The sequence below is a fragment of the Fredinandcohnia onubensis genome (assembly GCF_002734215.1).
GTDB lineage: Bacteria > Bacillota > Bacilli > Bacillales > Bacillaceae_L > Ferdinandcohnia > Ferdinandcohnia onubensis.
Genome location: NZ_NSEB01000011.1, coordinates 306,800 through 319,110, shown reverse-complemented (window position 1 = coordinate 319,110; position 12,311 = coordinate 306,800). Strand labels below are relative to the sequence as shown.

General features: G+C 37.7%; 10 protein-coding genes. 7 read left to right on the top strand and 3 right to left on the bottom strand.

The window, feature by feature from the left end; all coding sequences use genetic code 11:
* Positions 1–5: 5 nt before the first annotated feature.
* Positions 6–1,823 (top strand): ABC transporter ATP-binding protein, encoded by a 1,818-nt coding sequence (locus CKK03_RS13985; protein ID WP_099363158.1) that lies wholly within the window; start codon positions 6–8, stop codon positions 1,821–1,823.
* A 138-nt stretch (positions 1,824–1,961) separates the two neighbouring features.
* Positions 1,962–2,627, top strand: a complete 666-nt coding sequence (locus tag CKK03_RS13980) for a potassium channel family protein (RefSeq protein ID WP_099363157.1) — start codon at positions 1,962–1,964, stop codon at positions 2,625–2,627.
* 103 nt (positions 2,628–2,730) lie between these two features.
* Here the strand turns inward: CKK03_RS13980 and rnjA are convergent, their stop codons facing one another.
* The 3 genes from rnjA to def all read right to left on the bottom strand — a co-directional run bounded on the left by rnjA (position 2,731) and on the right by def (position 5,746).
* A complete protein-coding gene (gene rnjA / locus CKK03_RS13975; RefSeq protein WP_099363156.1) occupies positions 2,731–4,398 on the bottom strand; it encodes a ribonuclease J1 in 1,668 nt (555 codons plus the stop codon).
* A gap of 6 nt (positions 4,399–4,404) precedes the next feature.
* Positions 4,405–4,614: a DNA-dependent RNA polymerase subunit epsilon gene (locus CKK03_RS13970; protein ID WP_099363155.1), complete on the bottom strand. Its 210-nt coding sequence runs from the start codon at positions 4,612–4,614 to the stop codon at positions 4,405–4,407.
* Positions 4,615–5,191: 577 nt separating this feature from the next.
* Positions 5,192–5,746 (bottom strand): peptide deformylase, encoded by a 555-nt coding sequence (gene def, locus CKK03_RS13965; RefSeq protein WP_099363154.1) that lies wholly within the window; start codon positions 5,744–5,746, stop codon positions 5,192–5,194.
* A gap of 194 nt (positions 5,747–5,940) precedes the next feature.
* Between def and CKK03_RS13960 the strand changes: the two genes are divergently transcribed.
* From CKK03_RS13960 to lpdA, 5 genes are all read left to right on the top strand, one after another.
* Positions 5,941–6,609: a YkyA family protein gene (locus CKK03_RS13960; protein ID WP_099363153.1), complete on the top strand. Its 669-nt coding sequence runs from the start codon at positions 5,941–5,943 to the stop codon at positions 6,607–6,609.
* 711 nt (positions 6,610–7,320) lie between these two features.
* Positions 7,321–8,430 carry a pyruvate dehydrogenase (acetyl-transferring) E1 component subunit alpha gene (gene pdhA / locus CKK03_RS13955; protein WP_099363152.1) on the top strand — a complete coding sequence of 370 codons (1,110 nt, stop codon included), beginning with the start codon at positions 7,321–7,323 and terminating at the stop codon, positions 8,428–8,430.
* A gap of 3 nt (positions 8,431–8,433) precedes the next feature.
* Complete coding sequence (locus tag CKK03_RS13950) at positions 8,434–9,411, top strand: alpha-ketoacid dehydrogenase subunit beta (protein WP_099363151.1); 978 nt, start codon at positions 8,434–8,436, stop codon at positions 9,409–9,411.
* Between the two features lie 149 nt (positions 9,412–9,560).
* Positions 9,561–10,853, top strand: coding sequence for a dihydrolipoamide acetyltransferase family protein (locus CKK03_RS13945; RefSeq protein ID WP_099363150.1), 1,293 nt, complete (start codon positions 9,561–9,563; stop codon positions 10,851–10,853).
* 6 nt (positions 10,854–10,859) lie between these two features.
* Entirely contained in the window at positions 10,860–12,269 is a 1,410-nt protein-coding gene (lpdA, locus tag CKK03_RS13940; protein ID WP_099363149.1) for a dihydrolipoyl dehydrogenase, read from the top strand.
* Positions 12,270–12,311 lie beyond the last annotated feature (42 nt).

The following is a 12,311-nucleotide window of genomic DNA, read 5'->3' as shown; positions in this document are numbered from 1 at the left end:
ATTAAATGTCAAAAAATGAAAAACAAGATATAAAACATCGGTTCCATTATTCGACGGACCAAGCAATTGAAAAACCGTTTAACTGGAAACAAATGCTCAGATTATTAGGCTATATGAAACCATATTCAAAAAGTTTATTGCCTTTAGCAATCATCATGGTTTTATTAACAACCGCTGTAAGGTTGATCGCTCCTATTTTAATTGGGAAATATACAATTGACCACGCGATTGCGAATAAAGATACAGATTTATTACTGGTCTTAGTTACTACGATTGCTGGGTTATATGCGATTAATTATGTTGCGAACATTTATCGGATCAAATGGACCAATATGCTTGGTCAAAATATTATATACGACTTACGAAAGCATCTTTTTACACATGTTCAAGGTCTTTCGCATCGATTCTTTGATAAGCGTTCAGCAGGTTCTATTTTAGTTCGAATTCTAAATGACGTGAACTCGCTTCAGGAATTATTCACAAATGGGGTTATTAATCTATTAATGGATTTTGTGCTCCTATTTGGAGTCATTTTTATTCTTTTCGGTCTAAGTCCAAAGCTTACATTGGCAATCTTAATTATCCTGCCACTGATGGTCTTAATTACAACTAAATTAAGAAGAAAAATTAGAAGATCTTGGCAAACAGTAAGAATCAAGCAATCGATGCTTAACTCGCATTTAAACGAAAGTATTCAAGGGATTCGTGTGACACAAGCATTTACTCAGGAAAAAGAAAATATTGAATTCTTTGATGGTATTAATAATCAAAATTTTGAGAGTTGGAGAGATGCTACCCAGAAAAATGCGATGTTCCGTCCATTTGTAGAAATGACAAATGCGGTTGGAACAGCAATTTTGATATGGTTCGGGGCTACGCTAATCCAAGCTGACGGACTAACAATTGGGGTATTCGTCTCCTTTGCCTTCTATTTAGGGATGTTCTGGGAGCCTATTTCACGATTAGGTCAAGTATATAATCAATTACTTGTGGGGATGGCTTCTTCTGAACGTATTTTCGAATTTATTGATGAAAAACCAATTGTTGGTGAAAAAGAAAACCCAATTCACTTGTCTGATATGAAAGGCAAGATTGAATTTGATCAAGTGGAATTTGCATATGACGAAAGTCGAAAAGCCTTGAAAGGCATTTCCTTGACGATAGACGCAGGTCAAACCATTGCCCTTGTAGGTCATACTGGTTCAGGTAAAACGACGATTGCTAACCTGATTAGCCGCTTCTATGATGCAACAGGTGGGGAAGTAAAAATCGATGGAATCAACATTAGAGAATTATCTCTACAGAATGTTCGTTCTCAAATAAGTGTAGTCCTACAAGATACGTTTATCTTCTCTGGTACGATAAAAGACAATATTAGGTTTGGGAGACCAGACGCAACGGATGAAGAGATAATAGCCGCTGCACAAGCAGTGGGTGCCCATCAGTTTATTGAGAAACTTGTAAATGGGTATGACACGGAAGTTGAGGAAAGAGGGAATATCTTATCAGTTGGGGAACGACAATTATTATCATTCGCTCGTGCGCTTCTTGCAGATCCTAAAATCTTAATTTTAGATGAAGCAACTGCAAGTATTGATACCGAAACAGAAGTCAAAATTCAACAGGCTTTAAAACAATTATTAAAGGGGCGTACAGCAATCATCATTGCCCATAGGCTATCGACTATTCGTGAAGCGGATCATATTTTTGTATTGGATCATGGTGAAATCATTGAACAAGGAAATCACCATGAATTAATGAATCAGCAAGGTGAATATTTTGGATTAGTAAAAGCACAGTTTAAGATGCTTGAGGCCATGTAGAAAACCTTAAGAAGGACTAGGAGACCCTAGTCCTTTTTTGCTTTAAGTGCACTATGAGAAGGGTGACAGTAATGCTTCCAAATTATAGATTAGTTATGATACAATCTAAGGTATCTCAATTTGATGGGGGAATAGGTAGTGAACAAAAAAGAGTTTGCGGTAATAGGTCTTGGACGTTTTGGAGGTAGCATATGCCGCGCATTAAGTGAAGAAGGCATGGAAGTTATGGCCATGGACCTTGATGAAGATAAAGTGAATGAATTTTCTACGATAGCCTCTCATGCAGTTGTTGGCGATTCAACGGATGAATCAGTTCTCAAGAGCATAGGGATTCGAAATTTTGACTTAGTCATTGTTGCCATCGGGGATAACCTGAAAGCGAGTATATTAACGACCATTATCCTAAAGGAATTAGGGGTCAAGCAAATTTGGGTAAAAGCACAAAACGACTATCATGAGAAAATTTTAAGTAAAATTGGAGCAGATCGGATTGTACATCCAGAGCGAGATATGGGAAAACGAATTGCCCATAATATTATTTCTAACAATGTCTTGGATTATCTGGAACTTTCTGATGAGCATAGTATTATTGAAATTGTTGCAGGGAAAAAGATTGATGGGAAGTCTTTAATTGAATTAGATGTACGTGCGAGATATGGGGTAACCATCGTTGCGATGAAAAGGGGAAAAGACATCATTGTTTCCCCATCAGCAACTGAGCAGATACATAAAGGGGATATCCTAATTATCATCGGGGCTGACACAGACATTAGCCGCTTCGAAAAAAATCTAATTGAAGAATAAACGTCTCAGCATGAGGCGTTTTTTTTATGGAGATATTAAAAACCCACTGAGGAAAACCTCAGTGGGAATCAACATTGAATATGACAAGGGTTAATGGACTAGCTTAAACCTCCATAATGATTGGTAAAATCATTGGACGGCGTTTTGTCTTTTCATAAAGGAACGGTGCAAGTGTGTCTGTAATTTCATTCTTAATTTCAGACCATTGGGTCGTGCGACGCTCCATTACTTTATTTAAATGCTTCGTAATAAGACTCTGTGCATCATTGATTAAATCTCCAGACTCACGCATATACACAAATCCACGAGAAATTAAGTCAGGACCTGCAGCAATCTTAAAGTCCTTCATATTAATACTTACGACAACGATCACAAGACCTTCTTCAGAAAGAATGCGGCGGTCGCGCAATACAATATTTCCGATATCACCAATACCGCTACCATCAATATACACATTTCCTGATGGAATCTTACCTGCAACAGATGCTTCATTCTCACTTAAAGCAAGAACCTCTCCATTGTCCATAATAAAGCAGTTCTCTTCAAATACACCACAATCTACAGCAGATTTCGCGTGCATCTTTTGCATCCGGTATTCACCATGAATTGGCATAAAATACTTTGGCTGCATGAGACGAAGCATTAATTTTTGCTCCTCTTGGCCACCGTGACCTGATGTATGGATGTTACTTAATGGTCCATGAATAACATCGGCACCTGCACGGTAAAGCATATTGATGATTCGACTAACACTCAATGTATTCCCTGGAATAGGCGATGATGAAAATACGACTGTGTCCCCAGGAATGATTTGAATTTGTCGGTGTGTACCATTTGCAATTCTTGAAAGGGCAGCCATTGGTTCCCCTTGGCTTCCAGTACAAAGAATTACAACCTTATTGGCTGGGAGACGGTTGATTTGGTTAGCATCAATAAACGTATCCTTTGGACATTGAATATAACCTAAATCATATCCAATTGTGATGGCTGATTCCATACTTCTTCCAAATACTGCGATTTTTCGATCGTTTTGAACAGCGGCTTCAACCACCTGCTGTAGGCGATGAATATTAGATGCAAAAGTAGCAAATATGATACGGCCATCTACCGTACGGAAGATATCCTGAATACTTTCTCCTACGCGTCTTTCAGACATTGTAAAATGTGGTATTTCCGCATTTGTACTATCTGAGAGCAGGCATAGTACTCCATCTCTTCCGATTTCTGCCATTTTTTGAAGGTTCGCTGGCTCACCAACAGGTGTGAAATCAAATTTGAAATCTCCTGTATGTACGACTTGTCCAGGAGGCGTTTTTACAACAATTCCGTATGAATCTGGAATACTATGTGTTGTTCTAAAAAACGTAACCGATGTTTTGCGGAATTTTATAATATCTTCTTCTTTAATTTCAATCAACTTTGCTTGGCGAAGTAGTCCGTGCTCTTCAAGTTTGTTACGAATTAAACCTAAGGCAAGCTTACCACCATAAATCGGTACATTGATTTCACGAAGTAGATACGGAATTCCACCAATATGATCCTCATGACCGTGCGTAATGAATAAACCTTTAATCTTGTCTTCGTTCTTAACTAAATAGCTGTAATCGGGAATCACATAGTCGATTCCTAACAGCTCGTCCTCTGGGAATTTAATCCCAGCATCGATCAGGATAATTTCATCCTGAAACTGTACGCCATAAGTGTTTTTACCAATTTCCCCGAGTCCACCTAAGGCGAAAACAGCTGTTTGATCGTTCTTTACAAATTTCATAATTCATCAAATCTCCAATACATTATAATCTTCATTTAGTTGCTCATACTCAAGATAGGCCCCTTCCACCTTTTGAATATATTCAATGTTAATTTTCCGTTCCTTTAATTTTTGGCGAACCTCAACTTGAGACTCTGCTTCAATATACAAAGTTTTTGTATGTTCTCTTACTGGAACTTCTAATACATCCTCTTGGTAGTAAACTTTAAAAATCATTGCCAAATCTCTCCTTAATTTCCGAAAGTTAGAGTAACTTTTTCTATTATATAAAAATATAACAAGTTTTTCATGTTTTTTCTTGCTTTTCCTAAATATTTCTTAACATTGCATTGCTAATAGGTAAGAAGAGGGGGTTAGTTTAGGGGTTACTATGTATTTTTTGTTAAAATCATTGAACCGTACACCTAAATGTCTATTATACCATTGAAGATCATGATAGTACATAACAAGCCCTCCATAACGAAGGGCTCTTTTCGTCATTATTAGCTTCAACTTCATTACGAGGTAAGTTAAATGTTATTAATTTTACGCAATTGATTTCCTTTTTAATAAATCTTGCCACTGCTTCATTATTTTTTTCCGTAACTTTTTTAGCATGACTATCATCTCCTTTTTTCTCAAACTTTAAACATTTCAAGGACGTTGCTGTTGGGTTTAAGTTTTGTCCTTATTATGTGGAAAAAAGGGTCAAATTATCATAGCTATTAAAAGAAAGGTAAATGAGCCGAAGATGAATATGTCAAGTCTACTTAACAAAAAGTACTTAAAAATTTAGCGCGTCGAACCTTACTTTCTATCGTTCGATAGGAATCGCGTTGTCAGGTTCAGTAAACGGATCTTCTTCATTGATATGATCATAGAACATTACACCATTTAAGTGATCTATTTCATGCTGAAAACAAATAGCAGGCAAACCTTTTAGTTTCACAATTACTTCCTCGCCCTCAATGGTGGTTCCTTTTACCTTAACTTTTGAGTAACGTGGCACATAACCTGGTACAGCTCTGTCAACAGACAAACAACCTTCGCCAGTTGTTAAATAACTCTTTTTAATAGAATGACTAATTATCTTTGGATTAAACAAAGCATAGCTGTGTAGCTCATCATTTTCATCTTTTAAATGGACAGCAATCATACGCTTTGACACATTAATTTGTGGTGCGGCAAGCCCTATGCCTGGTCTTAATCCGTATTTTTCGGCAATCTCAGGGTTCTGACTGTTTTTTACATACTGTAATAGTTCGTTTAGTATTTTGCGGTCTTCCGCTGTTGCGGGTAAGGGAACCTCATCTGCAACCTTCCGTAATGTTGGATGTCCTTCCCGGATAATATTATCCATTGTTATCACATTTATCACTTCCTGATCTTGATGCTTATATTTATCTTAAGTTTAACAAAGGTTATTTCATTTTTAAATATAAAAGTAGGCCTCTAGTCTGTTCTAAAGCATGTACTAACTCATATATTTAGTTGAAACCTAAAAAATGTTATGAAATCGTATTATAATATAGTATATTTGAAGTAGCTAAGGGGGAGCAGATATTGAAAAATAATACGTTTAAAGTTGTATTTCTTTGTGTTTGTATGAGTTTTCTCTTAATGGGGTGTTTGGGCGGTCCCACACCTGAAGAACAGATTTATGAGACATTAGAAAAAGTGGTAACAGTTGAAAAGGAATTTGAAGAGCAACAAAACCCATTGGTGGAGCTTGAGAAAAAAGAGAAAGAGCTTTACGATGAAATTTTAACATTGGGTATGAAAGAATTTGATCAGATTGTTTCCTTATCAAATGATGCATTGGCAATTGTAAGTGATCGCGAAACTAGAATTAACAATGAACAAAAGAGTATCGAAGCCTCCAAGAAGGAATTTCAAAAGGTCGATGCACTTATTTCTGAAATTAAAGAGGACAGTGTAAAGGAAGAAGCGAATGAGCTAGTGTCGTTAATGAACGAGCGCTATGAAAGCTATGAGGATTTATACACAGTCTATAAAGAAGCGATCGAGCACGATAAAAAATTATATGAAATGTTTCAAAATGAAGAATTAACATTGGATGAATTGGAACAACAAATTACTCTTATAAATGAAACTTACGAAAAAGTAGTTGTAGCAAATGAAACGTTTAACAAATTGACGGACCAATACAACAAAGCAAAGGTTACTTTTTATCAAAATGCCGGACTAGAAGTTGTCTTTAAAGAAGAATAACAATATAAAAACTGTGAAAGGGCTATCAGTGTTGATAGCCCTTTTGTATTGGCTATTTTAGGGCATAATCGGAGTAGTATTTTAAAAAATCAATATAAAAGTAAGGTTTTTATAGTACAGATGCAAAATGTGTACTGATACAGTTTGTAAAAATGGGAATTTATACAAAACAAAAAAAAATGGTGGACAAGTAATAAAACAGTAAACAAACAATTTGACGTGTGTCTTACGTTGTTGTAAACTTGAAAATGGATAGGGAGCAGTTGTATTAATTGCTTTACTAAAATAATTAATACAGCTTCATTTAGGAGTCAGAATATCCTTTTCGAACATGACAAAAAGTTATTACATCTAAAGACTTAGTCCTAATGGATATAGTGGGTTGTTCAAAAAGGAGAATGAAGAGGACCGAGAATTTCAAGGCGACGCAGTTTTGAGTAGCGGAACGTATGTAGTTTATACGTGAGCAACGGAGAAACAAGTCAACGAAGAAATTCGATGCGTCATATTTATTCGATTTTTTGAACTTCCTCTTAATTATGTCTTTGAAAAGATATATTTTTGGGTAACCTAATGCTGTATGTTTTGTATCATTCTTAACTTTATACTTGGTTTCTTCACCATCATAAAGTTAAAGCCCCTTACTAGTATGTAAAATGGTCAGGGTGCATTTGATAAAAGAAAATAGGGTAAGAAAGGAAGCGAGAAAAGATGGCTGTAAAAGCAAATGTCTTTGATTTACAAGGGCAACTGGATAAAGTTGCTGAAAACTTTCCTATGTTTCAGATCTTAAATGAAGAAGGAGAAGTAGTTAACAAAGATGCTGTTCCTGATTTAAGTGATGATCAATTAAAAGAATTAATGAGAAGAATGGTTTATACAAGAATCCTTGATCAACGTTCTATTTCGTTAAACCGTCAAGGGCGTTTAGGTTTCTATGCACCTACTGCAGGTCAAGAAGCTTCACAACTTGCATCTCAATTTGCATTAGAAAAAGAAGATTTCATTTTACCAGGTTACCGTGATGTACCTCAAATCGTTTGGCATGGTTTACCATTATATCAAGCGTTCTTATTCTCACGCGGACATTTTCATGGGAATCAAGTTCCTGAAGGTGTTAATGTTATCTCTCCACAAATCATTATTGGGGCACAATACATACAGTGTGCTGGTGTCGCTTTAGGCATGAAAAAGCGTGGCAAGAAATCAATTGCAATTACTTATACTGGTGATGGTGGTACTTCACAAGGTGATTTCTACGAAGGAATTAACTTTGCAGGAGCTTTCAAAGCACCAGCGGTATTTATTGTTCAAAACAACCGTTTTGCTATCTCTACTCCAGTTGAAAAACAATCAGCAGCTCATACTTTAGCTCAAAAGGCAGTTGCAGCTGGTATACCTGGAATCCAAGTTGATGGTATGGACCCACTTGCTGTATATGTTGCAGTTAAAGAAGCTCGTGAGCGTGCAGTTAATGGAGAAGGTCCTACATTGATCGAAACCATGACTTACCGTTACGGTCCACATACAATGGCTGGAGATGATCCAACTAGATATCGTACTTCTGAGCTTGACAATGAATGGGAAAAGAAAGATCCACTCGTTCGTTTCCGTAAGTACCTTGAAGGAAAAGGTATTTGGAATGAAGAATTAGAAAACCAAGTCATTGAAGAAGCTAAAGAAGACATCAAGAACGCAATTAAAAAAGCGGACGAAGCACCTAAACAAAAGGTTACTGACCTTATTTCACATATGTACGAAGAGCTTCCTTTAAATTTAGAGGAGCAAATGGAAATCTATAAAGCGAAGGAGTCGAAGTAAGCCATGGCGCAAATGACAATGATTCAAGCAATCACTGATGCGTTACGCACAGAATTAAAGAATAACCCAGATGTCTTAGTTTTCGGTGAAGACGTTGGAGTTAACGGCGGTGTGTTCCGTGCTACTGAAGGTCTACAGGCTGAATTCGGTGAAGATCGCGTATTTGATACCCCACTTGCTGAATCAGGTATTGGTGGGCTTGCTGTTGGTCTAAGCTTACAGGGCTACCGTCCTGTACCAGAAATCCAGTTCTTCGGATTTGTTTACGAAGTAATGGATTCCATAAGTGGCCAATTAGCTCGTATGCGTTATCGTTCAGGTGGTCGTTACACTGCTCCAGTTACTATTCGTTCACCATTTGGTGGTGGTGTACATACACCAGAACTTCATGCAGATAGCTTAGAAGGACTAATTGCTCAACAGCCTGGTGTTAAGGTTGTTATTCCATCAACACCTTATGATGCAAAAGGTCTATTAATTTCCGCAATTCGCGATAACGACCCAGTTGTTTTCCTTGAGCATATGAAGCTTTATCGTTCATTCCGCCAGGAGGTTCCAGAGGGCGAATATACAATTGAGCTTGGGAAAGCAGAAGTTAAGCGCGAAGGTACAGACATCACTATGATTTCATATGGTGCGATGGTACATGAGTGCTTGAAAGCTGCAACTGAGTTAGAGAAAGAGGGCATTTCTGCAGAAGTTATTGACTTACGTACAGTAAGCCCGTTAGATATTCCAACAATCATTGGTTCTGTTGAAAAAACAGGACGAGCTATCGTTGTTCAAGAAGCTCAAAAACAAGCTGGAATTGCAGCTAACGTTGTTGCTGAAATCAACGATCGTGCAATCTTAAGTTTAGAAGCTCCAGTATTACGTGTAGCTGCAGCTGATACGGTATATCCATTCTCACAAGCAGAATCAGTTTGGTTACCAAACTTCAAGGATGTAATTGAAACAGCTAAGAAAGTAATGAACTTCTAATTATTAATTTATCAAAAGAGGATTAACAATCCTTATCGGAATAAATAAGCCTGTGGCGTATGAGAGTTCACTAGATAAGAGGTTCAACAAAGTAAACATGCGCCAAGGCATCTTTGACAAGAAACTAACAATTTTAGGAGGCGAAAACCGTGGCATTTGAATTTAAGTTGCCAGATATCGGTGAAGGTATCCATGAAGGTGAAATCGTAAAATGGTTTGTAAAACCAGGCGATGAAGTAAATGAGGACGATGTTCTTTGTGAGGTCCAAAATGATAAAGCGGTAGTAGAAATCCCTTCTCCTGTTAAAGGGAAAGTACTTGAAGTACTTGTAGAAGAAGGTACTGTTGCAATTGTAGGTGATACACTAATTAAGTTTGATGCTCCTGGATATGAGGACCTTAAATTTAAAGGCGATGAATCTGACGAAGCTCCTAAACAAGAAGCTCAAGAAGAACAACCAGTTGCGGCTACTCCAGAAGCAACAGCACCTGCTGCAGACGTTGATGAAAATCGTCGTATCATTGCTATGCCTTCTGTTCGAAAATATGCACGAGAAAAAGGAATTGACATCAAAAAGGTTGCAGGAAGTGGCGAAAATGGTAGAATAATGAAGTCGGATATTGATGCGTTCACTTCTGGCGGTGCACCTGTTGCTACAGAAACACCTGCAGCTGAAGCTCCAAAAGCAGCGGCAGAAGCAGCGACAGCACCTGCAAAACAACCAATCCCTGCGGGCGAATACCCTGAAACTCGTGAAAAGATGAGTGGAATTCGTAAAGCAATCGCTAAAGCAATGGTTAACTCAAAACATACAGCTCCACATGTTACATTAATGGACGAAGTAGATGTGACAGAGTTGGTTGCACACCGTAAGAAGTTTAAGGCTGTTGCAGCTGAAAAAGGTATTAAATTAACGTACCTACCATATATCGTAAAAGCTTTAACTGCAGCATTACGTGATTTCCCTGCGTTAAATACATCACTTGATGATGCAACTAGCGAAATCATTCATAAGCACTACTTCAATATTGGTATTGCTGCTGATACAGAAAAAGGTCTTCTTGTTCCTGTTGTTAAAGATGCGGATCGTAAGTCAATTTTCTCTATCTCTAATGAAATCAATGAATTAGCTGGAAAAGCTCGTGATGGCAAGTTAGCTCCTAATGAGATGAAGGGTGCTTCATGTACCATCAGTAACATTGGTTCTGCTGGTGGACAATGGTTCACTCCTGTTATTAACCACCCAGAAGTTGCTATCTTAGGGGTTGGCCGAATTGCAGAGAAGCCTGTTGTTAAAAATGGTGAAATTGTTGTAGCTCCAGTCCTTGCTTTATCATTAAGCTTTGACCACCGTATGATTGATGGTGCTACTGCACAGAACGCACTCAACCAAATCAAACGTTTGTTAAATGATCCACAATTATTATTAATGGAGGCGTAATACAACATGGTAGTAGGAGATTTCCCAATTGAAACAGACACAATAGTTATTGGTGCTGGACCTGGTGGATATGTTGCAGCGATTCGTGCAGCACAACTAGGACAAAAAGTTACGATTGTAGAGAAAGACACTGTTGGTGGTGTTTGTCTTAACGTTGGATGTATCCCTTCTAAGGCGCTAATCTCCGCTGGACACCGTTATGAAACAGCTAAGAATTCTGAATCAATGGGAATCAAAGCTGAAAATGTAACACTTGATTTTTCAAAAGTTCAAGCTTTTAAAGATAGTGTTGTTAAGAAATTAACTGGTGGAGTTGCAGGACTATTAAAAGGCAATAAGGTTGAAGTTGTACAAGGGGAAGCATATTTCGTAGATGCAAACTCTTTACGTGTTATGAGTGAAAACTCTGCACAAACTTACAACTTCAAAAATGCAATTATTGCTACAGGTTCTCGTCCAATCGAAATACCATCTTTTAAATATTCAAAACGTGTTCTTGATTCAACTGGCGCACTAGGACTTAAGGAAGTACCAGAAAAAATCGTTGTAATCGGCGGTGGTGTAATTGGTATTGAACTTGGTGGTGCTTATGCAAACTTTGGATCACAAGTAACAATTCTAGAAGGAGCAGATGACATCCTTCTTGGTTTTGAGAAGCAAATGACTTCTATTGTTAAAAAGAACCTTAAGAAAAAAGGTGCGGAAATCATCACGAAGGCTCTTGCTAAAGGTGTAGAAGAGACTGAAAATGGTGTAACAGTGAAGTATGAAGCAAAAGGCGAAGAACATTCAATTGACGCAGACTATGTATTTGTAATGGTCGGCCGTCGTGCTAATACTGATGAGCTTGGTTTAGAGCTTGCTGGTGTTAAAATGAATGAAAGAGGCGTAATTGAAATCGATAAACAATGCCGTACAAGTGTAAGTAATATCTACGCAATCGGTGATATTGTTCCTGGACCTCAATTAGCACATAAAGCTTCATATGAAGGTAAAATTGCAGCAGAAGCAATTGCTGGTGAGCCATCAGAAATCGACTACTTAGGCATTCCTGCTGTTGTATTCTCTGAACCTGAATTAGCTACAGTTGGATACAATGAGCAACAAGCAAAAGACGAAGGAATTGAAATTGTAGCAGCTAAATTCCCATATGCAGCAAATGGTCGTGCGCTTGCACTTGATGCTACTGACGGTTTTGTAAAGTTAATTACTCGTAAAGAGGATGGACTACTAATCGGTGCTCAGGTAGCTGGTGAAAGTGCATCAGATATTATTTCTGAATTAGGCCTTGCAGTTGAAGCTGGTATGACAGCTGAAGATATCGCAATGACAATTCATGCTCACCCAACTCTAGGTGAAATTACAATGGAAGCAGCGGAAGTTGCTTTAGGATCTCCAATTCACATTGTGAAATAATAAATGTAAAAAAATCGCTCCGAATTCTGGGCGATTTTTTTT

What these genes read in the sequence shown, in the direction of transcription:
- CKK03_RS13985 (WP_099363158.1), top strand. Translation starts at nt 6, where the DNA reads ATGTCAAAAAATGAAAAACAAGATATAAAACATCGGTTCCATTATTCG.
- rnjA (WP_099363156.1), bottom strand. Translation starts at nt 4,398, where the DNA reads ATGAAATTTGTAAAGAACGATCAAACAGCTGTTTTCGCCTTAGGTGGA.
- CKK03_RS13970 (WP_099363155.1), bottom strand. Translation starts at nt 4,614, where the DNA reads ATGATTTTTAAAGTTTACTACCAAGAGGATGTATTAGAAGTTCCAGTA.
- pdhA (WP_099363152.1), top strand. Translation starts at nt 7,321, where the DNA reads ATGGCTGTAAAAGCAAATGTCTTTGATTTACAAGGGCAACTGGATAAA.
- CKK03_RS13950 (WP_099363151.1), top strand. Translation starts at nt 8,434, where the DNA reads ATGGCGCAAATGACAATGATTCAAGCAATCACTGATGCGTTACGCACA.
- lpdA (WP_099363149.1), top strand. Translation starts at nt 10,860, where the DNA reads ATGGTAGTAGGAGATTTCCCAATTGAAACAGACACAATAGTTATTGGT.